Annotated in this window: 20 protein-coding genes and 4 pseudogenes; 19 read left to right on the forward strand and 5 right to left on the reverse strand. The window is 70.2% G+C overall.

Annotation, left to right across the window (positions count from 1 at the left end; genetic code table 11):
• Positions 1-33: 33 nt before the first annotated feature.
• The 9 genes and pseudogenes from CLV40_RS01590 to CLV40_RS38730 all read left to right on the forward strand — a co-directional run.
• Entirely contained in the window at positions 34-777 is a 744-nt protein-coding gene (locus CLV40_RS01590; RefSeq protein WP_104476133.1) for an ABC transporter ATP-binding protein, read from the forward strand.
• Between the two features lie 45 nt (positions 778-822).
• Complete coding sequence (locus tag CLV40_RS01595) at positions 823-3,174, forward strand: ABC transporter permease (RefSeq protein WP_181043264.1); 2,352 nt, start codon at positions 823-825, stop codon at positions 3,172-3,174.
• 66 nt (positions 3,175-3,240) lie between these two features.
• Positions 3,241-3,672 (forward strand): annotated as a pseudogene (locus tag CLV40_RS01600) (amino acid permease); the annotation flags it as partial.
• 240 nt (positions 3,673-3,912) lie between these two features.
• Positions 3,913-4,062 (forward strand): annotated as a pseudogene (locus CLV40_RS40680) (RHS repeat-associated core domain-containing protein); the annotation flags it as partial.
• Between the two features lie 277 nt (positions 4,063-4,339).
• Positions 4,340-4,921, forward strand: coding sequence for a DUF6883 domain-containing protein (locus tag CLV40_RS36985; RefSeq protein ID WP_146107886.1), 582 nt, complete (start codon positions 4,340-4,342; stop codon positions 4,919-4,921).
• A 5-nt stretch (positions 4,922-4,926) separates the two neighbouring features.
• Entirely contained in the window at positions 4,927-5,118 is a 192-nt protein-coding gene (locus tag CLV40_RS01610; RefSeq protein ID WP_245931005.1) for a DUF4926 domain-containing protein, read from the forward strand.
• A 533-nt stretch (positions 5,119-5,651) separates the two neighbouring features.
• Complete coding sequence (locus tag CLV40_RS01615) at positions 5,652-5,993, forward strand: hypothetical protein (RefSeq protein ID WP_104476139.1); 342 nt, start codon at positions 5,652-5,654, stop codon at positions 5,991-5,993.
• A 102-nt stretch (positions 5,994-6,095) separates the two neighbouring features.
• On the forward strand, positions 6,096-6,467 hold the full coding sequence (locus CLV40_RS01620) for a hypothetical protein (protein WP_146107887.1): 372 nt from the start codon (positions 6,096-6,098) through the stop codon (positions 6,465-6,467).
• 259 nt (positions 6,468-6,726) lie between these two features.
• Positions 6,727-7,412, forward strand: a pseudogene (locus CLV40_RS38730) (amino acid permease C-terminal domain-containing protein); the annotation flags it as partial.
• Here CLV40_RS38730 and CLV40_RS01625 read toward each other — a convergent pair.
• Positions 7,410-8,531, reverse strand: a pseudogene (locus CLV40_RS01625) (MFS transporter); the annotation flags it as partial. The pseudogenes CLV40_RS38730 and CLV40_RS01625 overlap by 3 nt on opposite strands.
• A gap of 60 nt (positions 8,532-8,591) precedes the next feature.
• On the opposite strand from CLV40_RS01625, the gene CLV40_RS01630 reads away from it, so the two are divergent.
• Positions 8,592-9,164, forward strand: a complete 573-nt coding sequence (locus CLV40_RS01630) for a TetR/AcrR family transcriptional regulator (protein WP_104476145.1) — start codon at positions 8,592-8,594, stop codon at positions 9,162-9,164.
• A gap of 73 nt (positions 9,165-9,237) precedes the next feature.
• On the opposite strand, the gene CLV40_RS01635 is transcribed toward CLV40_RS01630, so the two are convergent.
• Entirely contained in the window at positions 9,238-9,657 is a 420-nt protein-coding gene (locus CLV40_RS01635; RefSeq protein ID WP_104476147.1) for a phosphotransferase, read from the reverse strand.
• 313 nt (positions 9,658-9,970) lie between these two features.
• On the opposite strand from CLV40_RS01635, the gene CLV40_RS01640 reads away from it, so the two are divergent.
• Both CLV40_RS01640 and CLV40_RS01645 read left to right on the forward strand, forming a co-directional pair.
• Complete coding sequence (locus tag CLV40_RS01640) at positions 9,971-10,942, forward strand: winged helix-turn-helix domain-containing protein (protein ID WP_104476149.1); 972 nt, start codon at positions 9,971-9,973, stop codon at positions 10,940-10,942.
• Positions 10,943-11,127: 185 nt separating this feature from the next.
• Positions 11,128-14,844, forward strand: a complete 3,717-nt coding sequence (locus CLV40_RS01645) for a WD40 repeat domain-containing protein (RefSeq protein WP_104476151.1) — start codon at positions 11,128-11,130, stop codon at positions 14,842-14,844.
• Here CLV40_RS01645 and CLV40_RS01650 read toward each other — a convergent pair.
• Positions 14,841-15,326: a MauE/DoxX family redox-associated membrane protein gene (locus CLV40_RS01650; RefSeq protein WP_146107888.1), complete on the reverse strand. Its 486-nt coding sequence runs from the start codon at positions 15,324-15,326 to the stop codon at positions 14,841-14,843. The genes CLV40_RS01645 and CLV40_RS01650 overlap by 4 nt on opposite strands.
• Positions 15,327-15,635: 309 nt before the next feature.
• Between CLV40_RS01650 and CLV40_RS01655 the strand changes: the two genes are divergently transcribed.
• The gene (locus tag CLV40_RS01655; protein ID WP_219823875.1) at positions 15,636-16,451 is read left to right on the forward strand and encodes a helix-turn-helix domain-containing protein; all 816 of its coding nucleotides are present in this window, start codon (positions 15,636-15,638) and stop codon (positions 16,449-16,451) included.
• On the opposite strand, the gene CLV40_RS01660 is transcribed toward CLV40_RS01655, so the two are convergent.
• A complete protein-coding gene (locus CLV40_RS01660; RefSeq protein ID WP_104476155.1) occupies positions 16,448-16,645 on the reverse strand; it encodes a DUF397 domain-containing protein in 198 nt (65 codons plus the stop codon). The two genes, CLV40_RS01655 and CLV40_RS01660, sit on opposite strands and share 4 nt — an antisense overlap.
• A 72-nt stretch (positions 16,646-16,717) precedes the next feature.
• On the opposite strand from CLV40_RS01660, the gene CLV40_RS01665 reads away from it, so the two are divergent.
• The 6 genes from CLV40_RS01665 (at position 16,718) to CLV40_RS01690 (ending at position 23,802) form a co-directional block, all read left to right on the forward strand.
• The gene (locus CLV40_RS01665) at positions 16,718-18,220 is read left to right on the forward strand and encodes an AfsR/SARP family transcriptional regulator (protein ID WP_104476156.1); all 1,503 of its coding nucleotides are present in this window, start codon (positions 16,718-16,720) and stop codon (positions 18,218-18,220) included.
• On the forward strand, positions 18,217-20,574 hold the full coding sequence (locus CLV40_RS01670; protein WP_104476158.1) for a hypothetical protein: 2,358 nt from the start codon (positions 18,217-18,219) through the stop codon (positions 20,572-20,574). The genes CLV40_RS01665 and CLV40_RS01670 overlap by 4 nt, the downstream gene beginning before the upstream one ends.
• Positions 20,571-21,578, forward strand: a complete 1,008-nt coding sequence (locus CLV40_RS01675; RefSeq protein ID WP_104476160.1) for a hypothetical protein — start codon at positions 20,571-20,573, stop codon at positions 21,576-21,578. Before CLV40_RS01670 ends, CLV40_RS01675 begins: the two co-directional genes overlap by 4 nt.
• On the forward strand, positions 21,575-21,937 hold the full coding sequence (locus tag CLV40_RS01680; RefSeq protein WP_104476161.1) for a hypothetical protein: 363 nt from the start codon (positions 21,575-21,577) through the stop codon (positions 21,935-21,937). The genes CLV40_RS01675 and CLV40_RS01680 overlap by 4 nt, the downstream gene beginning before the upstream one ends.
• A 398-nt stretch (positions 21,938-22,335) precedes the next feature.
• Entirely contained in the window at positions 22,336-23,013 is a 678-nt protein-coding gene (locus CLV40_RS01685) for a papain-like cysteine protease family protein (protein ID WP_245930947.1), read from the forward strand.
• Between the two features lie 9 nt (positions 23,014-23,022).
• Entirely contained in the window at positions 23,023-23,802 is a 780-nt protein-coding gene (locus CLV40_RS01690; protein ID WP_181043266.1) for a hypothetical protein, read from the forward strand.
• A gap of 225 nt (positions 23,803-24,027) precedes the next feature.
• Here the strand turns inward: CLV40_RS01690 and CLV40_RS01695 are convergent, their stop codons facing one another.
• Positions 24,028-24,450 carry a PPOX class F420-dependent oxidoreductase gene (locus CLV40_RS01695; RefSeq protein WP_104476163.1) on the reverse strand — a complete coding sequence of 141 codons (423 nt, stop codon included), beginning with the start codon at positions 24,448-24,450 and terminating at the stop codon, positions 24,028-24,030.
• Positions 24,451-24,461 lie beyond the last annotated feature (11 nt).

A 24,461-nucleotide genomic window follows, 5' to 3' on the forward strand; every position in this document is an offset into this window, starting at 1 on the left:
GCCAGGCACAACCGAAACGACACGGGGGAGCGGATGAGTGACGTGGTGGCCGAGGTGCACGACCTCGGGAAGGTGCACGGCGGCGGATCGGCGCGCGTCGTGGCCCTGGACGGGGTGACGGCCGCGTTCCGGAAGGGGGAGTTCACGGCGGTCATGGGGCCGTCGGGGTCGGGGAAGTCGACCCTGCTGCACTGCCTGGCCGGGTTGGACACCCCGACCTCGGGTGCCGTGCGGGTCGGCGGGACGGACCTGTCCACCCTCGACGACGACCGGCTCACCCGGCTGCGGCGGGAGCGGATCGGGTTCGTGTTCCAGTCGTTCAACCTGGTGCCGACACTCACCGCCTGGGAGAACATCACCCTGCCGCTGACCATGGGCGGGGTGCGACCGGACCGGGACTGGGTCGAGGGGATCGTGGCCGCGGTCGGGCTGTCGGACCGGCTGCACCACCGGCCCGCGGAGCTGTCCGGCGGGCAGCAGCAGCGCGTGGCCTGCGCCCGGGCCATGGCGACACGGCCGGACATCATCGTGGCCGACGAACCCACGGGCAATCTCGACACCCGCTCCGGCGCCGCGGTCCTGGGCCTGCTGGCCGGCTGCGCGCGCCAGTGGAACCAGGCGGTCCTCATGGTCACCCACGACCCTATGGCCGCCGCCCACACCGACCGCATCCTGTTCCTCACCGACGGCAGGCTCGCCGACGAGATGCCCGCGCCGACCGCGGACCGCGTGCTCGACCGCATGCGCGACCTCGACCCGGAGGCGGCTCATGGCTGAGCTGTGCCGTCCACCGGGTTCGCGTTGTCAGGCGGGGGAGTGATGATGAGGTACGCGGTAAGGGCCGTGGTGGCGGCCAAGGCGCGGTATGTGTTGCCCGCCATCGGGATCGTGCTCGGGGTGGCGTTCGTCGTGTCCGCCCTGGTGTACGGGGAGGCCGTTCGCGCGATGGCCGAACGGGACGCGGCGCTGGCGGACGTGTCCGTCGAGGTCGGTCCCGATCGGACCGAAACTCCACTCGACTCGGCGTTGGTGCGCAGGTTGGCGCAGGTGCCCGGGGTCGCTGGTGTGCGGCCGATCGCGCGGGGTTGGGCGTTCCTGGTCGACCGCGAGGGCGGTACCGACCGGGCGGCGGCGACCAACTACCTGCCGTCCCGACACACCCTCGACGCCGGGCAGGCTCCCCAGGGCGCCAACGAGGTCGTGCTCGATGACAAGGCCGGGTACTCCGTTGGTGACCGCGTGCGGATCGTGGTCAACGGGGTTGTCCGCGATGTTCGGGTCTCGGGGACCACCGCCGCGTCGCGGTCGCTCATCGTCCTCGACACCGCGACCGCGCGGAAGGACTTCGCGGCGGCGCCGGACGCCTACACCGAGGTCGACCTCGTGGCCGCTGCGGGGACCTCGGAAAGCGCGCTCCTGGCCGCGGTCAAGGAGGTGTTGCCGGATGAGTTCGGTGCCGTGTCCGGGACGGAACTCGCCGCGTCCGCGCAGGCCGACGCGGAGAAGATCACCGAGATCCTCCTCGGGTTCGCCGCCATCGCGCTGTTCGTGGCGTGCTTCCTCATCGCCAACACGTTCACCATGCTCTCCACCGCGCGCGCACGGGAGAACGCCCTTCTCCGGGCGATCGGCGCGTCCCGGCGCGCGGTCTTGCGGCGGGTGCTGGCCGAGGCCGCGGTGCTCGGGGTCATCGCCACGGTTCCCGGCTATGTCGTCGGCATCGGGGGAGCCGCGCTCCTGGGGAATCTCTTCTCCGACGGACCGCCGCTGCAAGCCCTGGCTCTGACGCCGATTCTCGTGGCCCTGTGCGTGGGGCTCGGTGTCACGGTCGTGGCCGCCTACCTGCCCGCGCGTCGCGCCGCCGCCATCCCGCCGATCGCCGCACTCCGCACCGGGCTGCCGGTCGACCAGCGGAGTCTCAACCGCAGGTCCGTTGTGGGCGCCATCAGCACGGCCGCCGGTCTTGCCGCGATCTGTGCCACGCCCCAGACCTGGGAGCTGATCTACCTTGGCGCGCCGCTGCTCATGCTCGGCCTCATCGCGCTCACCCCGTGGCTCGGTCTGCGCCTCACCGCGCTCATCCGGCGTCCGCTGACCCGGCTCGCCGGGCCACGGGCGACGCTGGCGGTGGAGAACGCCCGCCGGGTCCCACGACGGACCGCGGCCACGGCCAACGCGCTGATGGTCGGCTTGGCCATCTGCGCCGCCGCCACCGTCCCGCTGGCCTCGCTCGCCGCCGAGGCGGAGCGGGCCGCCGACACCGGGGACACCGCCGACCTCAGGATCACCCCGGTCGACTTCGCTGCCCTGGCACCCGACACGGCTGCCCGGGTCGCGGCGGTGCCCGGGGTCCGGCTGGTGTCGCCGGTCGGGAACGCCCACCTGGACCTCGGGGGTGGGCGGGCGCTCGACGCCGCGGTGGTCGACCCGGTGAGCCTGCCCCAGTTCGTTCCCGTCACCGTGCGCGCCGGGGTGTTAGGCAGTCTCGACCACGCCATCGCCGTCACCACCGAGACCGCGACGCGACGCCAGTGGGCTGTTGGTACACGGGTTTCCACGTACACCGTGGCCGCGATCGTGGACCTGCCCGCCGGGTTCGGGCACGACGCGTTGGTCGCGAGTGATCCCGACGGACAGCCGCCCGCCTCGATCCTCGTCCGCGCCGATCCGGGCCAGGCCGACGCCGTCCGCGACCGGATCCGGGCCGCGCTGGACAACCCGACGGTACGGGTGCACACCCGCACCGAGTACCGCGAGGCCGCGGCCGAGCCGTACCGGCGGTTCCTCGGGATCCTCTACGCGCTGCTCGGCGCCGCCGTGCTCATCGGCGCGCTGGCGGTGGCCACCACCATGACAATGTCCACAGTGGAGCGAACCAGGGAGGTCGGGTTGCTCCGCGCCATCGGTATGACCCGCGCCCACGTTCGCGCGGCGTTCCGGTGGGAGTCCGTCGTGGTCGCGCTCCTCGCCGCCGTTGTGGGGTTGCCCGCCGGGGTGCTGATCGGCTCCTCCGCCGTCTGGGGACAGGACAGCGTCGCGCTGGCGATCCCTTGGCCGACGCTCGGGTTGTTCGTAGTGCTCACCGCCATCATCGGCGTGGTCGCAGCAGCGTGGCCAGCCTGGCGAGCGAGCCGGTTACCCGTGCTGGACGCCCTGCGCTCGGACACCGAGTGAACGAGCGGGCGCGCGCCGGGCGCCTTACCGCGGTCCCGACCATGGTCGCGGTGGACGGGGGCGACGATGGCGGGCCGGTTCTGTGGCGGGTCGTTCGGTAGCGGGTCGGGTGTGTTCCGGCGCAAGCCGATCGACCGGATCGAGGGCGAGCCCGGTGGCGGGCTGACCAGGTCGCTGGGGCTGTAGCAACTCACCGCGATCAGGGTGAGCGGCATCATCGGCGTGGGGGTGTTCTCGCTGGCCGGCACGGTCGCCGACAAGACCGCCGGGCCCGCGGTGGTGCTGTCGTTCCTGATCGCGGGGATCGCCAGCGCCGCCGCCGCATTCTCCTACGCCGAGTTCGCGGGCCTGATCCCCCGGGCACGGGCAGGGTCGGCCTACACCTACGGCTACGCGGTGCTCAGCGAGATCGTCGGCTGGTTCATCGGGTGGGACCTGCTGTTGGAGTACACCGTGATCGTGCCGGTCGTGGCCATCGGCATCAGCGGATACTTCTCCAACACGCAAACGCGGGATCCATCCCCACTCGGAGTATGACGCTCCGTGGGCCCGCACCGTACTGGCACTCCTACTCCTACGATGCTGTCTCGGCAGCCGCACCTCCGAGGTCCTGCACGCCACGGGAGGCGACACCACCCGCACCTACACCTAGCCCGCCGCCGGGCAACCGCGACGGAACAGCCTGACCCAGGTCAGCACCACGAAGACCGGCCAGCCCACCGCAACCGACTCCTTCACCTCACCCACCTGGGTGCCCGGGAGTACGACTCGACCACCGGCCGGTTCGTCTCGGTGGACCCGGTGCTCGACACGTCGAACCCGCAGCAGATGCAGGGCTACACCTACGCCAACAACAACCCGGTCACCTACGCCGACCCGTCCTCTCTTCGTCGATTGCGGTTGCCCATCCGACAAGTACGGCGCCGACAACATCCTCTACGAGGCCAATGGCAACATACCGCTCACCGCCCAGGACGCGGCCAGGTTGCTCGCGGTCAAACAGCAGAACCGATGGCAGAAGGCTGCGAAAATATCAGGTAAGGTGGCAAGCGGAAGTCGCCAAACTGCTCCAGGAGTGCACGAAACTCAGCTCGAAGTGCCCCGCCTCCGCCAGAAAAGCTAAGTCCAACGCCGCTGCTTCGAGACCCCGATCCCGCCCACCACCATGAAGGACGTCGTCGCTTCGTGGGCAGGCATCCCCAGGGTGATCCTCGACTGGACCACCCCGATCTTCGACGTCGCCGACTGTGTCGACGATCCCGGGGCCATCAGTTGTGCGGCGGCTGGAGCGGCCTTCCTCCCAGGTGTGGGCAAGCTGCTGGGCGAGGGCGGCAAGAAGGTACTCGAAGCCAGCGAAGTGGTCGCCGAGGACACGATCAAGGCCGATAATGTTCCTGCGGTCAAGCTGCACTCCGATCGAGTAAAGGGAGCGGAGTCGGCGACCATCGACTCTCGTAAACTCACTGAGTATGCGCTCAACCCCGATCACCCGGTCGGTGGGAATAAGGCCAGAGTGTTCGAGAGTGCCCTTGGCTTCAACCTCTCGAACGCCGACGACCTCATGAACCAGTTGAAGCGCGGAGTGCTCGAGAACCCCGCAGTCGCAGGTAAGGCGGATCAATACGGCTCTCGGTGCACCGTAGAGATTCCTGTGGTCGGTCCGAAGGGCAACGGTAGGGTGGTCACTGGATGGATGGTGCCCGCCAACGGAGGTCCGACGACCTCGAATACCTTGTTTGTGAAGTGATCATCATGTTCAGACAGCTTGATGTGGTTCGCATCAAGACGTCCTCGCCAGAGCATGGCCTCGACGCGGGCGCCCGTGGTGTGGTCGTGCAAATCTACGAAGCTCCGGGTCTCGGATACGAGATCGAAGTCGCCGATGAGGACGGACGTACCCGCTACCAGGGGGCCTTCGCGCCTGAGGACCTTGAGCCTTGGTGACATCTCGATGAAGCCGAGCGCCTGGTAGTCCGTGCCACGCCGGTTCGTCAGAGCCGCCCGCCTGTCAGAAGTTCATCGACGGTGGGCGGCTCCGGCGCGATCGGCGCCTTCGGCCCGGATGTGGGTGAGTTGCTGAGGTGGAAGGTCTTGAAGGCGCGGGCAAGGCCGCAGGGCGGTTGATGAGGCCGCGGGCAAGGTCGACGAGGGTGCCGAGGGCGAGTCCATGGCGGCGCGTGGTGGGCGGCCTCGACCGTCGATGACATCGACCGACCTGGTGGCGAGCTGATCGGCCAGGCCGGGAGCATGGCGTCGATCCGTGAGGTCAAGGGCGGCATGGCCGAAGCCGAGGCGATGTTCCAGCAGTTGGCCCGAAACGGTACCGGGGTGGCCCAGAACGACGATTTCATTTGAGTCAAACTGGACGATGGTGGAATCGTTCAACTCCGCTGGGTCATGTCACGGAGTCCGAACTCCGCGGCTACCATTGATGTGAATATCGCGGGCCTGCCCATCGAGAAGGTGAAGTTCAACCCATGATCGAGTCGGAGTTGATAGCGGTGATGTCCGTGGTCGTGGACATCAGTCGAGAACTCGAGGACGATCACGTCGAGCTGTGGAAGCTGCCCAAGAACCTCCGCGCGGTGTTGCCTTCGGCCGATGACGATCAGATCCAGGGGATCACCCGCGCCATGCTGATCGCCTTACTGGACAGCAATGTGGTACTGGGCGATCTCAGTGGCAAAACCGGACTGTTCGAGCCATGGCCCGAGCCCGTGGCGTCGATTGACATCGCGATGGCGATGTGGCGTGACCTAGGACGTGATCCGAACATAGGCGATGTGGCCTGGCTGTCGCGACTGCCCAGAGCTGATTGAGAACATCTTGAACGCACGGCGCGACCACAACCTGACTCGGCTTGAACTCGGCCGCTTTCCTGCCTGTAGAGCTGAACGTCACCGAACCGAGAGGGCGTGGGAATGAACACACCCATGGAGGCGACCCGGTCCGCGGTCGCGCAAGTATGGCAGGGCGTGCTGGACGGCACCATCAGCCGCGACGAAGCCCACCGGTGGGCCGCGCCGTGGGTGGAGGGCGATTCAGGCGTGGAGGATCCGATGACCAACTCGGGCTTGCAGCACTTGCACGGGTTCGACCTGGTGTGGGTCGACGACGCCCGTACAACCGTCCGGCACGGTGGTGGCGGGCTACCCGCGCATACGCGGACGGATGTCCAGCAGGCGTTCGCGGCCTGGCGCACGGCTTGCGACAGCTATGACGCCGACCCGGCGGGGTACCTCCGCCGGGTGAAGGCGGCGGCGTTGGCTGCCCTGTCGGAAGAGTCGCGCTGACCGCGGCCGCCCGGGACGGATCCAGTCTCTCGACTCGCCGGTCACGCGAACCGGCTGCGAGATGAAGCGAAGGCTGCCGGTTCTGCGAGGCTGCCACCACGTGGGAGATAGTCGATGACTGTCAAGGGCGTGTAGAGCGGGGCGACGGGATCATGTCGCGCCAGACTGTCAACAACCCATGTCAGTTTCAGACTCGGAGTGTGGCACTCCGTGTTGGGATGGTCATCACCGAATTGTTGGACCTGCTCGGTGTGCACCGTGGATGCTCGGGGCGCCCGGTACCGAGGGCGCCGATGAGGGCGCCGGGCAGCTACGTGGTGAACCTGTTCGCCGCGCTGCTGTGCCTGCTGATCGCGTTCGTGCTCAACCAGGGCATGAAGAACGCCGCGCGGTTCGAGACGGTTCTGGTCTACCTCAAGGTCGCGGTGGTGCTGTTGGTGATCGTGGTCGGTGTCTTCCACATCGACGCGGGCAACTACGACCCGTTCTTCCCGTTCGGGGTGTCCGGCGTGTTCACCGATGCCGCCACGGTGTTCTTCGCGGCGTTCGGCTACGACGCGATGAGCACGGCTGCGGATCACCTTGTTGCTGGGTGGCGCGGCGGCGGTGATCGTCGGGTTCCTGCCGATCGGGGAGGCGGCCGAGCTGACCGACATCGGCATCCTGCTGGCGTTCGTCGTGGTGTGCGTGGCGGTGGTCGTGTTGCGGTACAAGCGGCCCGACCTGCCGCGCACCTCCCGGACCCCGGGGATGCCGGTGGTGCCGATCGTGGGTGTGGTGTTCTCGCGGTGGCTGATCACGTTCCTCCAGGTCGAGACCTGGCTGCGGTTCGTCGTCTGGTTCGCGATCGGGCTGGTGGTGTACTTCGTCGCCTACGGCAGGCGGCACTCCGCGCCGGCCCGATCGGCTGCCGAGGACGAACAGGGCACCGCCGAGCAGTTGTAGCGCGACCATGCCGACGATCGTCGTGCGGTCGCCGAGCGCCGCGTACGCGACGCCGCCCGCGACGAGGCCGAGCATGCCGCCGACCAGGATGATCGCGGAGATCAGGGACAGGGTGTGCGTGCGGAGGCCGGGTGGGACGCGGGTGAGTTGCACGGCTCCCGCCGGGCCGTTGGTGAGGCCGTTGAACACGCCCGCCACGCCGAGGCACGCGATGAGCAGGGTGGGTGTCAGGTCGATGAGGAGTACGCCGAAGAGGAGGGCCTGCGCCAGTTTGCCCGTGGTCGTCAGCGGGATCAGCGGGTAGCGGCGGACGGCGCGGGTGGCGGCCAGGCTGCCGACCAGCGCGCCGCCGCCGAAGGCGCTCAGCGCCGCGCCCACCACGGTGACGTCGCCGCCGAAGCGGGTCGCGGCGAGGACGGGGATGCCGACGAACAGGGTCTGCCAGGCCATTTCGGTGAGCACGGTGGCCGCGGTCCAGCAGAGCAGCAGCCGATCCGCGCGCAGGCAGCGCCAGCCGTCGGCGGGTTTGGTGGGTGCCGTCGGGCGCGGCACCGGGGCGGGGACGCGGCGCCAGAGGATCGCGGCGGTGGTCAGGTGGGCCGCGGCGGCCAGGTAGAGCACGGACGGGGTGCCGAACAGGGTGATCAGCGCCGCCGCCAGCGGGGGACCGGCCAGCAGCGCGGTGCGGACGGCGCCCTGGAGCAGGGAGGTGGCGCGGCCCAGGGCGATCTCGTCGGTGCCGATCAGGTCGGCGACGATCGTCTGCTGCGCGGCCAGGTAGGGCGCCGTGCCGACGCCGATCGCGAAGACGAGGGCCAGCAGGACGGGGAAGGCGAGCAGGTCCAGCGAGTGCAGGGTGGCGATCGCGGTGACGAGCCCGGCGCGGCTCAGGTCGGCGCCGATCATCCAGCGGCGCGGGCCGACCCGGGCCGCCCACCCGCCGCTGACCACGCCGAGCAGGGCGATCGGCAGGACCTGGGCAGCCAGCACCCAGCTCATCCGCGCGGGGGAGCCGGTCGAGGTCAGCACCAGCCACGGCAGCGCCACCAGCGCCAGCTCGGCGCCGGTGGTGGCCACGACCTCGGCGGTGAGCAGGGGGCGCAATCCGGGGGTCGACACCGAGCCAAAATAACACGAGCGCTCGTTTTAGATAGCTGATCGCTCGGATAGGCTGTTCGCATGCCCCGCACGACCCCCGAGTACGCCGAGGCCCGGCGCGTCCAGGTCCTCGACGGCGCCCGCCGCTGCTTCGCCCGCCACGGGTACGAGGGCACCACCGTGCGCGTGCTGGAGTCCGAGATCGGCCTGTCGAGCGGGGCGATCTTCAACTACTTCCCGAGCAAGCTGGACCTGTTCGTGGCCTTGGCGGAGCAGGACACCGCCCGGATCGCCCGGCTGTGGTTGTCGGGCGGCCTGCGCGCGGTGGTGGAGACCTTCGCCGAAGTCGGCCAGGAACTCTCCGGCAGCTACCTCGAACTCGGCCGCCGCGTCTGGTCGGACCCCGAGTTCCGGGAGAAGTGGGAGACGCGGGGCGCGGAGCTGGCGGCCGCCATCGATGAGGGCATCGCCGCCGGGGTCCGCGAAGGCCGGTTCCGCACCGACATCCCCGCCGCCGCCCTCGCCGACTTCGCCACCATCGTTCTCGACGGCTTCATGCTCCGCATCCGCATCGGCGGGCTCCCCGCCCACCGCGAACAGCTCTACGTGCTGTTCGAAGACGCGCTCGCCGCCCTGCGCGCACCCGTGAGCTGACCGTCGCGGCGGTTGGTGGTGGACGGGCGGAGCGGCTTCGGCGTGAGTCCACACAGGACTAATCCGTGCGTTGTCACACCTGGGATCTCAGCACGTCGACCTCGCAGCCCGGCGCGGCCGGGTCGAAGCCGTGCTCGAGCAGCCAGCGGACGCCGAGCTGGCAGCGCGCGGACCGCCACCCGCTGATCACGTCCAGGTCGACGTCGGTGCCGTAGCCCTCGATGACGTCATCGAGGTGTTCCCGGTGCCCCGAGGTCAAGGAGGCCAGGTCGAACAGCGGATCGCCTTGGCGCGCCTCGGACCAGTCGAGCACGCCGGTGACCTCGTCGCCGTCGACGAACACGTGGGCGAGCTGGAGGTCGCCGTGGGTGAACACCGGCGTCCACGGGCGCAGCGCGGCGTCGGCGATTCGGCGGTTGCGCGCGACCAGGTCGGCGGGGAGCACGTCGTTCGCGACGAGCCACGCGCACCCCTCGTCGAGGTGGGCCGCGATCTCGTCGAGGCTCGGGCCGCGACGCCTTCAGGAACACGTCGCCGACGCGCAGGGTCGCGCGCTCGCGCTGGGCCACGACGACCTCGACCTCCGCCACGCCCGCGAGTATCGCGGGCCTGATCACCCGCTGTCGCGCGGGTTATCGCCGCCGCGGTGGTCGGAGGAACACCGTTCGCCGTCGGGGCTTGCCGCATTCCGTCTCCCGCACCCGATCTACCAGGCGGTTTCAGCCATACCCACGGTACGCCGGGGTCTGGCGCGTTCTCTCCATGCCGACCGCGTGCCGACGCGGGAACTGGGGGGAACGAAACCGATGCTGCGAATACACTTCGACTCCGACGACCTGGCCAGGGTGCGGGTCGCGGACGCGCCGGATCTGCTGTGGGAAACGCTGCTGAGCCTGCACGTGCTGCAGGGCACGATGGGCGAGGTGGTGTTCGGGGCCTGGCGCTCGCGGGTGCGGGGCAGGCTGGACCAGTCGGTGCGGATGCTGATGGCGTTGACCCCGCCGCGCGGGTACTCGCCGGACTTCCTCACCCCGTGCACGGGCGCGACCGAGTTGGCCGCGGCCGTCGACGCGCTGCTGACCACGCCGAAGTCGGCGCTCTGCACCGACCTGACGCTGCTGGCCTGCGAGCAGCGGCTGCCCCCGTGGGCGTCGTCGCTGGCCCGCGGCGACGTGGACACGCTCAAGGAACTGGGCGCCGCGCTGCGCCGGTACCACACCGTCGCGCTGGAACCGCACTGGTCCGCGATCTCCAGCCAGGTGCGGGCCGACCGGCTGCGCCGCGGCGAGGACGTGCTGCGCGGCGGCGTCGAACGCCTGCTGGCGACCCTGCACCCGTCGGTGCGGTGGCGCTCGCCGGTGCTGGAGGTGGCCTACCCGGTGGAGCAGGAACTGCACCTCGGCGGGCGCGGGTTGCTGCTCGTGCCGTCGATGTTCTGCTGGCAGGCGCCGATCACCCTGCTCGACCCGGCGCGCCAACCCGTGCTGGTGTACCCGGTCGAGCGCAACCCGAGCTGGTCGACCGGCGTCGGCGGCGCGCGGTCGACGACGGCGCTGCTGGGCCGCACCCGCGCGGCCGTGCTGGAGGCCATCTGCGGCAGACCCGAGCTGACCACGACCGAACTGGCCAAGGAGGTCGGCATCTCGCTGGCGGGCGCGAGCCAGCACGCGACGGTGCTGCGCAACTCGGGCCTGATCACCACGGACCGGGCGGGCGGTACCGCCCGGCACCGACCGACGCCGTTCGGGATGACTTTGCTGACCGTCGGTGCCACGTGACCCGAAAGGGTCGTTGTTCGTTCCCCTGAAGGGGCGGCGGTCTCTCGGGTCGTGACTGCCTACCCTGGAAGCACAGGCGATCGGGCGGGGGCGCGCGCGTGGTGGACGGGGATGGATCGAGCGGGGACGGGACCGATCAGGCGGGCCGGGCTGGACCGACTGACCGGGCCGGGGACGGCGCTGGAGTGCGCAACGAGCTGAGCGGCACGGTGGTGGGGCAGGCGATCCTGGCGGGCAGCCTCACCACCGTCGGCGGCGACCAGCACCTGCACTTCACCGACGGCGTGCACGAGCTGCGCCGCGTCCTCCCCGGCGCCATCACCCGCGACTGCCCCTACCCGGGGCTGGCGCCGTTCGGGCCGGAGCAGGCCGAGTGGTTCTTCGGCCGCGACCGGCTGGTCGCCGACCTGGTGCGCCGCCTCGACCGGCGGTGCGCCGACGGTGGCCCGCAGGTCGTGGTCGCGCCGTCCGGCGCGGGGAAGTCCTCGCTGCTGCGCGCCGGGCTGGTGGCGCGGCTGGCTCGGGGCGCGCTGGCGGGCTCGGACCACTGGCGGACGCTGGTCTGCACCCCCACCGCCACCCCGCTGGCCACGCTCACCGCCGCGCTGGCCCAGATGACCGGTGCCACCGTCACCGACCCGTCCGAGTGCGTTGCCGCGCTGCGCGAGGTGGTGCCCGACGGCGACCGGGTCGTGGTGGTCGTCGACCAGTTCGAGGAGCTGTTCACCCTCTGCGCCGACGAGGACGAGCGCCGCGCGTACACCGACCTGCTCGCCGAACTGTCCCAGCCGCCGATCGGCCTGGTGGTGCTGGGGATCCGGGCCGACTTCTACGCCGACTGCGCCGACCACCCGGCGTTGCGCGCGGCGCTGCAGGACGCGCCGCTGGTCGTCGGTCCCATGTCCGTGGACGAACTGCGCGCCGCCATCCTCTTCCCGGCCCGGTCGGTGGGGATGATCGTCGACGAGGGCGTCGTCGAGGTGCTGCTGCGCGACCTCGGCGCGACCGACGACCGCTACGAGGCCGGTCGGCTGCCGCTGCTGGGCCACGCCCTGCGGGCCAGCTGGCAGCACCGGTACGGCACCCGCCTGACCGTGCGGTCCTACGAGATCACCGGCGGCATCCAGCACGCCATCGCCCGGACCGCCGACGAGGTCTACGAGAGCCTCACCGAGGCGGAACAGCGGTTGACGCGGTCGCTGTTGCTGCGACTCGTGCGCATCGGCGACCGCGAGGAGACCCGTCGACGGGTCCCGCACACGGAACTGGCCGCCCTCGCGGACCCGGCCGCGGTGGCCCAGGTCGTCGACGCGTTCACCCAGGCCCGGCTGCTGACCCACCACCAGGAGACCCTGGAGATCACCCACGAGGCGCTGCTGCGGCACTGGCCCTGCCTGCGCCGGTGGATCGACGGTGACCGCGCGGCCCGGCTCACCCGCCAAGGCGTCGAGGAGGCGGCGACGGCGTGGGTCGAGCACGACCGCGACTCGGCCATGCTGCACCGCGGCAGCCTGCTGGACAACGCCGTCACCTGGGCCGCGACGGCCGAGCCGGACGAGCTGAGCCCCCTGGCACGGGATTTCCTCCTCGCGTCCAGGCGCTCCCGGCGGCGCACCACCCGCGTCCGGACCACCGTCATGGCGCTGCTGGCGGTGCTGGCGGTCGTCGCGTCCATCGGCGCGGTCACCGCCTACGACAAGGCGGCCGAGGCCGAGGAGCAGCGGGACCTGCTGCGGTACGGGCAGGTCGTGACCGCGGTGGGCGACGCCGAGAAGGTCGACACGGCACTGGCCGCGCGGCTCGACCTGGTGGCCCACCGGATGAAACCCGGACCGGACACCGAGACCCGGCTGATCAACGCGGCGGGCTACTTCCCCCTGTCGGCGCCGCTGGCGCCGGAGGTGAAGTTCACCGGCGCGGTCGCCGTGCACCCCGGTACCGGGCTGATGGCCGCCGCCACCGACGACGACAGCGTGCGCCTCTGGGACCTTTCCGACCCCCACAAACCGCGTCCGGTCGGCTCCCCCCTGCGCGGCCTGGAGTTCGGCCGCACCACGCTCGCGTTCCGCCCGGACGGCAAGGTCCTGGCCATCGGTGGCAAGTACGGCACCAGCTACGCGATCCGGTTCTACGACGTCTCGGACCCGACCCGCCCGCGCGCGCTGGGCGCCCCGGGACCCGCCGCCCCGCAGGAGTTCGGGCGGGTCACCCCGGCCACCGTGGAGCGGATCACCACCATGCGGTTCAGCCCGGACGGGCGGATGCTGGTCACCGCGGCCGTGCACCCCCAGGGCACCGAGCGCGCCGCGCTGGTGCGGTTGTGGGACGTCAGCAACCCGGAACTGCCCGTGCTGCTGGTCGACCCGGTCGCGGAGGAGTCGGGGGACGTGAACGCGGTCGCGTTCGGCTCCGGCGGGCGGCTGCTCGCGGCGGCCGTGCAGGGTCAGATCCGGTTGTGGGACCTGGCGGACCCGCGGAACCCGACGCCGCTGGGGACACCGCTGGGCGGCGCGGAGACGGTCTACGCGTTGGCGTTCGGCCCGAACGACCGCTACCTGGTCAGCGGCGGGGACAGCCAGGTGGTGCGGTTGTGGGACCTCACCGACCCGGCGCGCGGCAAGCCGTTGGGGCAGCCGCTGCCCGGGCACTTCCGCGGCGTGGTGTCGATGGCCATCAGCCCGGACGGGCGCGCGCTCGTGACGGGTGGCGCGGACGCGGTGGTGCGCCTCTGGAGCGTGGCCGTGCCGTCGGCCGTCACGCCGCTGGCGTACGCGCCGGGGCACGCGAACACGTGGGTCGACTCGGTGGCGTTCGCCCGCGACTCCCGGACCGTGGTGAGCGGGGGCGTCGACGGGGTGCGGGTGTGGGACATGCCGTCACCGTGGGTCACCGGGGCCACCAACGGGGTCTCGAACTCGATGAGCGCCATGGCGTTCAGCCCCGACGGGCGGTGGCTGGCGACGGGGACCGTGGGGCCGGTCGTCCGGTTGTGGGACGTGGCCGACCGCGGCCGTCCGGCCGTGGAACTCAAGGGGCACACCGAGGAGGTCTGCGGGATCGCCTTCGGCGGCACCCTGCTGGCCACCTCCGGCGGCGACGAGTCGGTGCGGCTGTGGGACGTGTCCGAGCCGACCCGGCCGAAGGCGCTCGGGCCGCTGCTGGGCCACGGCTCCCGGGTGTGCGCGCTGGCGTTCAGCCCGAACGGCCGGGTCCTGGCGTCGGGGCGTGAGCACATCCAGCTGTGGGACGTCGCCGACCCGGCCCACGCGGTCGCGCTCGGGTCGCCGATCGACGTGCAGCGCAACTACGTCAACGCGGTGGCCTTCAGCCCGGACGGCCGCCTGCTCGTCGCGGGCGCCAAGGACTCGACGATCCGGGTGTGGGACGTCGCCGACCCGGCGCGCCCGGCAGCGCTCGGGGGACCGGTGGTGGGACACACGGACGAGGTCACCGACGTCGCGTTCAGCCCGGACGGCCGCACCCTGGCGTCGAGCGGCAAGGACCGCTCGATCCGCTTCTGGGACTTCACCGATCCCGCGCACCCCCGTCCGCGGGGAGCCCCGCAGACCAACCACACCGGACAGGTCAACTCCATCGCCTTCAGCCCGGACGGCCGCTTCCTGGCCTCGGGGAGCACCGACATGACCGTCCGCCTGTGGAACGCGGACGACCCGTCGCCCTACGGCCTACCACTCGGGGGCAACGTGCTCAGCGTCGCCGCGGTCGCGCTCAGCCCGGACGGCCGGTGGCTCGCGTCCGGCGCGGACCAGACGGTGCGGTTGTGGGACAGGGACGTGGGTCACGCGTTCGACCGGATCTGCCCCAATACCAAGGGGGTGCTGACCCAGGAGTCGTGGAACCGTTCCGTCGGGCCGGGGGTGGACTTCCTGGACCCGTGCTAGCCGGAGAGCAGGTTGACGGCGAACACGGCACCGCAGGCGATCACCACACCGATCAGCGCGACGATCGTCGAGTCCGGTGTGGACCGCGCGGCGAAGCTCATCGCGGCGAAGATCCCCGCGCGCGCGATCGCGGGCGCGCCGACCCGTTCCCCTCTGCCGAGGCAGCCGCAGACGACGGAACCCTTGGTGTTCAACAGGACTGTGAGGTATCCGGCGAACACGACGTAGAGCAGCCCGACGGCGGTCAGCGCCCCGGGGATCGGGGCGCCGAACACCGCCGCGGCACCGGCGACGCCGAGTACCACCTGCGCGACCTCGATCAACGCCGCCGCGGCAGCCCCCCGCGCCCAACGGGGCGCGACGTCGTGTGCCGCCAACGCCGACCGGAGCGGGGGTCCCCACAACACCCGCCGCGCGACGGCCAGTACCAGCAGGAGGCAGCCCGCCAGCGCGAACCCCGCCACGATGATCACTGCGGGCATCCGACCGAGGTGCTGCCCCGCTTCGGCGTACCCGCGCCAGTTCCCCGCATTGGCCGAAGATAGCAAGGCTCCGTCCCGGTCGACCTCGGTGCTCGCCAGGGCGGCCGACTCGCCCGTGGATGCGCGGAAACCGCGCCGTGGAAACGACTTCACTCGATCAGACCAGTCTCGGTCGGTTGACACGCGATCACGCTCCTGGTTCAGTCTGGGTACTCGTGAATCACTGTGAATCACCGGGTTCTACGCGTTAGGGGGCGGCACATCTCAGCGCTCGAACGCGGGTCAGCGCGCCATCTGGTAGCGGAGGAGTTGAAACGCCTGCGGTCGCGGTCCGGGCTCTCCGGTCGTGAACTCGGCAAGCGGATCGGCATCAGCCAGTCGAAGGTGTCCCGGATCGAGTCGGCGGTGAGCCTGCCCACGGTGCCGGAGGTCGAGGCTTGGGGCACGGCGGTGGGGGTGACTCCCGAGGGAGTGCGCGGGCTGGTCGAGTTGGTCGACCGCGCTTTCCGGGAGGGTCGGTCGTGGCACACCGCGCTCGCGGGCCGAGCGCACCTGCAGGATGAGATCCGGCAGCGCGAAGTCGCCGCGACGCGGGTGGCGACGTACCAGCCGTCCGTCGTGCCGGGTCTGCTGCAGACGGCGGACTACGCGCGCCGGGTGTTCTCGTTGCCGTCGGCCCACTACGACGACGAAGCGCTGGCCGCGGCGATCGCGGCGCGGATGGACAGGCAGTTGGCGATCTACCGAGGCGGCAAGCGGTTTGATTTCCTCATCACGGAAGCAGCACTGCGCTGGCGCCCGGGCAGGCAGGAAGACCTGCGCGCCCAATGGCATCGTCTCGCCTCCATCAGCACGCTGGACAACGTGTCACTCGGTGTCATCCCGCATGACCAGGAGGCGGTGACAACCTATTCACACTCATTTGTCATCTATGACGACGAAGAAGGTGGTTTCGTGACGGTGGAAATGGTGCACGGCCCGCTGGTCCTGGAGGACGACGCCGACGTCGTGGCCTACCGCGAACGCTGGTCGTTGCTGTGCCGCATGGCCTTGTTCGGTGACCGGGCGCGGGACTACCTGGCGACTCGCGTCGGCCAGGCAGTCCCGGCGCCGTCCGCGGACTAGCTCAGGCCGAACTCGCCCGCCAGCACCCCGTACAAGAACGCCACCCACTCCATCCTGGTGAACCACAGAACCGGTCCCGCCGGGTTCTTGGAATCGCGCACCACGACCCCGTTGTCCGCCATGGCGACCTCGACGCATTCGCCGAAGCTTTCGCTGAACGTGCTCTTGCGCCACTCGTATGCGTTGTTGTCCATGGCTTCTCCTTCGTTTCGGCGACCTGTTATCGCCGTTGGTGACAACCATGGATTGGGGGACTGGGTGGGTTGATGGGTGCGGAACGCCGTCAGGTGGGCATGGTGGTGGGTGTCCAGGTGGGGACGGATCCGGAACCGAAAGGAGGACCGCTGGAAATGACTCATGGTTCGACCGGCGCCAAGGAGTCGGAACCGATTTTCCGGCTCTGGGACGAGGTAGGGATCTTCCGCGACGGCGTTCGGGTCGGCCCCGAGCGGCAGTTGGAGCGCCGGCTGTTGGCGGCTTTGCTCCTCGAGGGTCGGATCCCGAGAGGTGGGGTCGTCGATCGCGTATGGGACGATTCGCCCCCGGCCAGCTCCGCGGGCGAGTTGTCGAAGTTCAACTCGAACCTGCGCACGCATCTCGGAAAAGCCTGCCGCGGAGCGAAGTTGGACACTTCGGGCGGCATGTGCCACCTGCTGGTTCCGGACGACAGCGTCGACCAGCGCCGCTTCACCCGGTTGGTCAGGAGCGCCCGATCATTCGGCTCGGCCTCCCCTGAAGGAGTACGCGGCGCTTGGCCGCTGCTGGTGGAGGCGTTGGACCTCACCGCAGGCGCACCGCTGGGCGGTCTCACCGGCTTGCGTGTCGAGACCCAGCGGCAAGCCATGAGGCAGGAACGGTTCGCCGCCGAACTGCGCTTCGCGCGGACCGCGATCGAGCTGGGCAAGTCCGAGGAGCACCTCGCCCTCGTACGGCGCCTGGCGCGCGAGTCGCCGGAGAAGCCCGAGGTCACCTGCCTCGCGATGCGTGCGCTGTACCTGACCGGTCGGCAAGACGAAGCGAACATCGTCTACCACGCCCACCGGGAAATCCGAGACGAAGTGACCGCGTCTCCGCCGAGCCGGGAGGTCCTCGATATGCAGCAGAAGATCTTGACTGATCACCCGAGCCTGCGCCCGATCGCCGACGAGGCGCCTGGCTCCACGTCCGCGAACCGTGAACTCGTCTTGGCCTTCATGCCGGAGGCAGGCGATCCGGAGGCGCTGCGCGAACCGGTCGCCGAGGCGTTCGCCGGGCGGCGGATCGATGTGGACGTCGCAGACGGGGCGCTGCTGTGCGTGGTGCCGTCCGAAACGGAAGCGCTGGACGCCGTGGGCGTGGGTCTCGACCGGCTCTCCGGCCGGTTGGCGCACCGGGTGCGCGTGGGTGCCGCGTTCACCGACCGCCGCCGCGCCATCGCCCTGGCCGAATCGGAAACGGCGTTGCGCGTGCTGTGGAACGCGGCGTCGAAGTCGCTCGTCGTCACCGTTGCCGAGGAGCTCTACCGCATGGTCAACCGCTACGACACCGGCGCTTACCGACCAGCCGAAGACGGGACCGGTGGCTGGATCCGCGTTCCGGGCTACTCGATCCCGCCGGGGCCTGACCAGCGTGTGCCGCCACGCCCGGACCAGGCGCGAGGACCCATGACCATCGCACCCACGATCATCCTCAGCGGCAACTCCCGAATCGACAACCAGAGCATCGGGGACGTCGTCAACAACAACCACTACGGCAACGTCATCAACCTGCCCGGGGGAGGCCCCCGATGAGTTCCGACGGCGCCACCGAGGGTGGGGCACCCGCAGCCGACCAGCAGGCGGCGAGCGCTGCCGCTCCAGAGGGAGACGGTGGCGGCGCGGGCAGGGAAGGCGAGCAGGCGTCGGCGGCCAGGGATGAGCCGGAGAGACAGCAGTTCAGCGAGGCGTACGAGCGCGGGCGGAAGCTGACCGCCGACGGACCCATGGCGTTCATCCGCGACTCGGTCGTGGAGGACATGCACATCGGCGACCGCAACACCTACTACACCTTCGCCTCCGGTGGCCGCGCTTTCCGTACCGGTTCGGTGCGCAAAGAGGTCCTGGACTGGGTACGCGCTCGCTACACACCGGTTCGCGGGTATTCGCGCATGCTGGCCACGTTGCGCGAGCGCAACGTCCTGGTGTTGTACGGGCGCCCGGACACCGGCCGCGCCACCACGGCGCTGCGCCTGCTGGACGAGGTGGTCTCGGGGAAAGTCTCCCGCTTCGACAGCGGCAAGGGCCTGTCCGCCTTGACGGAGCAGAGCTTCACAGCGGGTGATGGGTACATCACCGAGATCCCCCGCGCTGCTGTGGCCGATTTGACCGAACTCGAACTCGACCGCGTTCACGACATCGCCATCGAACAGACGGCTTACCTGGTGGTGATCTGCGGCGATAGTGACCTGGATCAGGCCATGACGGCTCCTGCCGACTTGGAGGTGTCCGCGTTCGATCCCTCGGTGCCGCGCGATGCACCGGACGACACCGACGACGTCTCCGAGGTACTGGGTGGCTACGCGATCGTGTGCCCACCGCCGGAGACGACTTCCCTGCTGCGGAGCCACTTGATCGCGGAGTTGGCCGAGGGCCCGGATGTCGTCGACCCGCTGCTGGACCGGGTGTTCGTCGAGCGGAGACTGCGCGATGCCATAGGTCCGGCGCCGCTGCCCTGGGAGACCGCGCGGATGGCCAAGCTGGTCGCCCAGTGGCACCGGGGCGAGATCGACCTGCCGGAGGTGGAGACCAAGGCCGCGCAGCTGCTGCAGGAGCAGGTGGCGGAGTGGTTCTCCTGCCTGTCCGACTCCTCGTCACCGCGCAGCGCGGAGTTGCTGCGGATGACCGCCTTCCGGATCGCGCTCGCGGTGTTCGACTCCTCTCCGTACGAACTGGTGATGGACGCGGGCAACCGGCTCGCGAAGCTGCTGTTGGAACGGACGGGTGAGACCGGCAAGAAGGAGAAGGGAGCGCTGGTCGTCGACAACCACGCCATCACGCTGCCCGCCTCCCGTGGGCGCATGTACGAGGGCGGCCTGACCTACGGGGTCGCGGTCATCCGGGAGGGCTTCGCGCGGTTCACCGACGACCGGTTCCCGATCACGTTGCTCGCCAGGCTCTGGCGGCACCACCACAACATGCATGATGTCGTACTCCTTTGGCTCAAGGACCTCGGAACCGACGGCCGCCCCATGGTGTGGGTACGGGCAGCGCAGGCGACCGGGCTGTTCTGCTCGTTGTCGTTCGTCAAGGTCTTCGAGAAGACGATCTTGCCTTGCGCGTTGGCCGAAGGTCGGGGACACGAGCGGGAACGGCAGTTCGCGGCGGTCGCGCTCGATCACGCCGCCCGGTCCCCCCGGATAGCCGACGTCGTCTACGAGCGGTTGCGTTCCTGGCGCCGCCAGGGTCCCGAGCCACTCCGGTACACCGCCGCCATGGCGCTCCGCTATGACTTGGGGAAGCAGGACATCTCCCGTGCGCTCGAGGAGCTGCGGGTGTTGGGGACGCCGTCCGAACTGCGCCCGGTGCTGGAGGATTGGCAGGACTCCGCGCTCGTCGAGGTCGCGGCGGGAAGCCTCGCGAACCTGCTCGCGTTCGGCGCGGTCAAGCCGGTGCTGGCCAAGCTGGCCGAGTGGAGCGGTGGCGACCGGCAGAGCCTGCGCGAGTTGGCGCTGCGGGCGGTGCTCGAACTGGTGCGACTCCGGGGATTCGACCTCACCTACCTGGACCGCTCGGCAGGCCGCACCGATCACACCATCGGCAACCGGCGCGCGCAGTGGCCGCTGTTGCTGGTCCTGAGTGCGCGGGACGGCGCGCTCACCGGCCTGATCGTCGAACTGCTCATCTGGGCGTTGCGGGGACGCCGCGGTGACGTGGTGGCGACGAGCCTGCTGCGCACCTGGTTGCGCGCGGTTGAGCACGACGCGGCGTGCCTGGTGCCGATCGTCGACTTCCTGCCGCACCTCGTGCGGGACCACAGCGACACCCGGCGGCTGCTGCACGTGATCAGCAGGCTGCGCCACGACTGGTGCGACCCGCTCGACGACGTCACCGCCACCGCCCTCGAACAAGCCATCACCGCTACCCGAACGGAGCAGGAAGCCTCATGACACGCCGCTTGGTCGACACCGACCGCGATGACGACGCCCCGGTGCGCGAACCACGTCCGCGGGAGTCCGGACCGGGGACGGACCGCCCTCGCGGCAAGGCGCGATCCCCGCGGCCCAGCGCGGCCGACGGGGTTCGCTTACCGGGCAACGACTTCACGCCCGTGGTCCGGGAGCAGCCGTTGAGCCAACGGGACCTTCTGGCCGTGCGGCTACCGATCGATGCGCGCTTGGCGCGGGTGTTCGTGACGCGCGCGGGTGAGAACCTGCTGTTCCCGCCGGAACGCCAACCCACGAAGGGGGAGCTGCTGTGGCGGCGCGCGCGCCGGGTGTACGAGGTCGACACCGGGACCCACATGACCCACATCGAAGCCGAACTCCCCAGCCGGGGTGATCGGTTCGCCTTCCGCGCGGTCATCGATCTGCGTTGCCAGGTGGTGGATCCGGTGCTCCTCGTCACGAGCGGGGTGCGTCGCCTGCGCGAGATGGTGGCGCCCGCGCTGCTCGCCCGGCTGCGGGCCGTGACCCGGGGGTTCGACATCGCCGAGGCACACCGCGCCGAGGACGCCGCCACGCAGGAGTTGGGCAGCGGCCCGTTGGGAGGCGAGTACGGGGTGCGGGTGGAGGTGTTCATCCGCTTCGCGCCGGACGCCTCCTCGCTGGAGCACGCCGCCGTCCAGCGCCGGGTGGAGCAGTTCCGCGAGATCATCGCGGCGGGTGACTTCCAGCAGTTCGCGCTCCAGCTCGCCATGCGGCCTGAAGACATCGGCGCGGTCGTCGAGAAGCTCGCCGACGAACGGGACAGCAGCCGGGCGGCGTTGTTCGACTTCGTCACCAAGATGCTCGAGTCCGACGCCTTGGAACGGTGGCAGGTGGAGGAGCAGTTGCAGTCCGTGCTGAAGTGGCTAGCCGAGTCGAGCCACAAGGTGCTCACGGGGACCGACGAGGCCAGGTCCGTGTCCTTCGGCACCGCGTCCTTCGGTGACAAGCGAACCGGTGTGCGGTGAGCGATGGTCCCGCGCTGCTCACCACCTTCCTGCTGACCACCGGCACCTGCGTCGTCGTCAAACCCGCCCTGCTCGGGGCGTTGCGCCTGACGAACCGGTTCGTGTGCGGCGGGTTGCTGATCGCCTGCGCCTTGTTGACGTTCCCCGAATACGCGCTCAGCTCGACGATCAACCAACCCGACCGTCATCCTCCGCGCATCGCCTATGCCTACAGTGACGCTGTCGCGTGGATCGTCGCGGTGCTCGACCGATTGACCGCGGCACTCCTGCGCGGCGTCGAAAACCTGGTTCGCGCCATCCCCGCTCCGGGGTTGGCGCTCGCGGCGGAGGTCGTTTCCGTGGTGGTGTTCCTGATCTGACACCGGACACAGTGGAGGGCAAGGCGAGTCGCGGGCCCGCCCTGTTCACTTGCCCGCACAACTAGACTTCGCTGACGCGCGGTTCATCCCGGTTTTCCGGTTTCCGGTCGCCCGTCGGGTTCCCCATTCACCAGTCGGTGGTGTTCACCTCGGGTGAATGGTGGATGAATGTTCTTGTTCCGCAACGGGTTCGTCGCCCCGGGTGCGGTTTTCCCGCTGGCGGACGGGGTGTGTCCGACTGCGTGCTCGGCGTGAACGATCACAGGTCGGCGGGTGGGAACGAACTGTCGTTGTTCCGCGTGGAAACCCCGCGCAACGGTAGTGGGCGAGCCGGTCCGCAGTTCCCGGCCCGTGACCGGCGGGTTTGTCCCGTTTCCTTCCCTGCAAGGAGAACACTCGTGGATCGGACATCCATCAGGCGCTGCCTGCCCGGCGTGGTGGCGGTGGCCGCCGCGTTGGGCGCGGTGGTCGTCATGCCGTCCGCGGACGCGGCCACCGGTGACCCGGCGGCCCTTCCGCACGGCCTGATCAAGACCGTGGACCACTACCAGGTCAAGGAGGTCACGCCGGTGCGGGCGCCGCTCGACGCGGCCCCCTTGGCGGCGAAGAAGCTCAACTTCACCGAACAGGTGCAGCAGCAGGACCAGTGGTGCTGGGCCGCGACCGGCTCCAGCATCGAGCGGACCCTCGGCGCCACCGTCTCGCAGGCCGCGTTCTGCGCGGCGGGCAAGGGCGGCTCCGGTGGCTACTGCCGCAACGAGGGCGCTGAGATCCCGGAGATCGTGCGGGCGTTCCAGGGCACCGGCTTCAACGCCCAGGACGCGGGCGGCGCGATCAGCTTCGCCTCCGTGCAGAAGCAGATCGACTCCGGCATCCCGCACCTCACCGGCATCTACTGGACCTCCGGCGGCGGCCACGCCAACGTGATCTACGGGTACGACGCGACCAACAAGTCGATCATGGTCGGCGACCCGTGGCCCTCGTACCAGCGGTACCAGACCTGGGCGTACACCCAGTACCGGTCCAACGCCCGGTTCCGCTGGAACGACACCGTCGTCAACATCGCGAAGCGATAAGGGGCGACGGTGCACACCTGCCGGAAGCTGGTCACCCTGACGATCGTCACGTTGATCGCGGTGTTCTGCTGCGGTGCGGCCTCCGCGCGCGAAGGGGTGGCGCGCCCGTCCTCGGCGGAGTACGCGGCCGCGCTGAACGCCGCGCGGGACCCGTCGGCGATCGGCTTCGCGAAGACCAACTTCCGGCAGGTCACCGGCGCCGACCCGGCGTCGGTGACCGTCGCCGACCACGGGGTCGCCGCCTACGTCCTCAACCCGGACTTCGTCCGCGGCGACGCCGACGCCCCGGCGGGCGTGCTGCAGTACATCGCGGTGACCGCCACGGCCGACAACGGCACGCGCGCCACGCTGCGCGCGACCCCGGACGCCCCGGGAACCTGGGTCGTCGGCAGCGTGTTCTCGGGGGATGACGAGGACGTGATGAGCAAGCGGCTGTCACCGGACTCGGTGCTGCTCAACGAACCCCAGATCAACGGGTGGTACGAGCTGCGGCCGACTGGGGTGGTGCTGTTGCAGGCGAGCCTGCCGCAGAACCCGGTCGGCGCCCTGATTCCGCTTGCCGAGTACCAGAAGCAGGTCAACCACCGGTACGGGGACAAGTTGCCGGGCTCGGACTACGAGAAGCGGAAGGGCATCGGCTTCGACCGGACCCCACCGGCCGAGGGCTGGTCCACCGCCGCGGTGGTACTGACCACAATCGGCGCCGCCGTCGTCCTGGCCGCCACCTTCTTCTTCTGGCGCCGCCGCTACCTCGCCCGCCACCGGGCCAGCGCCACTCCCACCGAGTAGCTCGACTGGTCGGTGGAGCCGCCTCCGTGACCTCTTCGATGGTTGCCTTGAGGTGCCCGCCGACTGCTGTCCTGGCCGCTACGGACGTCATGCGACCGTGCCGCTGCTGAGAATGACGGCTGAGTTGGCCGACCCCGCCGCGAGTGAGCTGCCGAGTTCGCCTGCGTTCTCAACGGGCACGGCTCACGGTCTACCGCGAAGGCGCTGCGGTTTGCCACATAGGCGTCAGTCGAGCTTCTGGCCGTAGACGTGGTCGACCGCCAAGGTCAGCAGGACTCGGCGGTCGGCGACCATGACCTCGCGGTACTCCGCCCAGTCCGGGTGCTCGCCCGCGGCCGCTCGGTAGTAGTCGACCAGGGCTTCCACCTCCGGACCGTGTGGGTCGGTGCCCGGGCCCGTCACCGTCACCGTGCCCTCCGCGGTGGCCCAGGACAGGCCGTTCGCGCTGGTGACCTCCAGGGCCGCGCGTGGGTCTCGGCGGAGGTTGGCCGTCTTGGCGCGTTTGTCCGTGGCCGAGATGTAGATGATCCCCGCCGCCCGGTCGTAGTACGGCTGGATCGGGGACAGTTGGGGGCGGCCGTCCGCCTTGATGGTGGCCAGGACGCCGATGCGGCTCGACGCGAGCAGGGCGTGCGGGTCGAACGTCATGCCCCCATCCT

The organism is Actinokineospora auranticolor (assembly GCF_002934265.1).
GTDB lineage: Bacteria > Actinomycetota > Actinomycetes > Mycobacteriales > Pseudonocardiaceae > Actinokineospora > Actinokineospora auranticolor.

Bases quoted from the DNA above. Each gene is read 5' to 3' on its own strand.
- CLV40_RS01630 (WP_104476145.1), top strand. From the start codon at position 8,592: ATGCCCCGCACGACCCCCGAGTACGCCGAGGCCCGGCGCGTCCAGGTC.
- CLV40_RS01695 (WP_104476163.1), bottom strand. From the start codon at position 24,450: ATGACGTTCGACCCGCACGCCCTGCTCGCGTCGAGCCGCATCGGCGTC.
- CLV40_RS01595 (WP_181043264.1), top strand. From the start codon at position 823: ATGAGGTACGCGGTAAGGGCCGTGGTGGCGGCCAAGGCGCGGTATGTG.
- CLV40_RS01665 (WP_104476156.1), top strand. From the start codon at position 16,718: ATGGGTGCGGAACGCCGTCAGGTGGGCATGGTGGTGGGTGTCCAGGTG.
- CLV40_RS01675 (WP_104476160.1), top strand. From the start codon at position 20,571: ATGACACGCCGCTTGGTCGACACCGACCGCGATGACGACGCCCCGGTG.
- CLV40_RS01590 (WP_104476133.1), top strand. From the start codon at position 34: ATGAGTGACGTGGTGGCCGAGGTGCACGACCTCGGGAAGGTGCACGGC.
- CLV40_RS36985 (WP_146107886.1), top strand. From the start codon at position 4,340: ATGAAGGACGTCGTCGCTTCGTGGGCAGGCATCCCCAGGGTGATCCTC.
- CLV40_RS01640 (WP_104476149.1), top strand. From the start codon at position 9,971: ATGCTGCGAATACACTTCGACTCCGACGACCTGGCCAGGGTGCGGGTC.
- CLV40_RS01615 (WP_104476139.1), top strand. From the start codon at position 5,652: ATGATCGAGTCGGAGTTGATAGCGGTGATGTCCGTGGTCGTGGACATC.
- CLV40_RS01620 (WP_146107887.1), top strand. From the start codon at position 6,096: ATGAACACACCCATGGAGGCGACCCGGTCCGCGGTCGCGCAAGTATGG.
- CLV40_RS01610 (WP_245931005.1), top strand. From the start codon at position 4,927: ATGTTCAGACAGCTTGATGTGGTTCGCATCAAGACGTCCTCGCCAGAG.
- CLV40_RS01650 (WP_146107888.1), bottom strand. From the start codon at position 15,326: ATGCCCGCAGTGATCATCGTGGCGGGGTTCGCGCTGGCGGGCTGCCTC.
- CLV40_RS01660 (WP_104476155.1), bottom strand. From the start codon at position 16,645: ATGGACAACAACGCATACGAGTGGCGCAAGAGCACGTTCAGCGAAAGC.
- CLV40_RS01670 (WP_104476158.1), top strand. From the start codon at position 18,217: ATGAGTTCCGACGGCGCCACCGAGGGTGGGGCACCCGCAGCCGACCAG.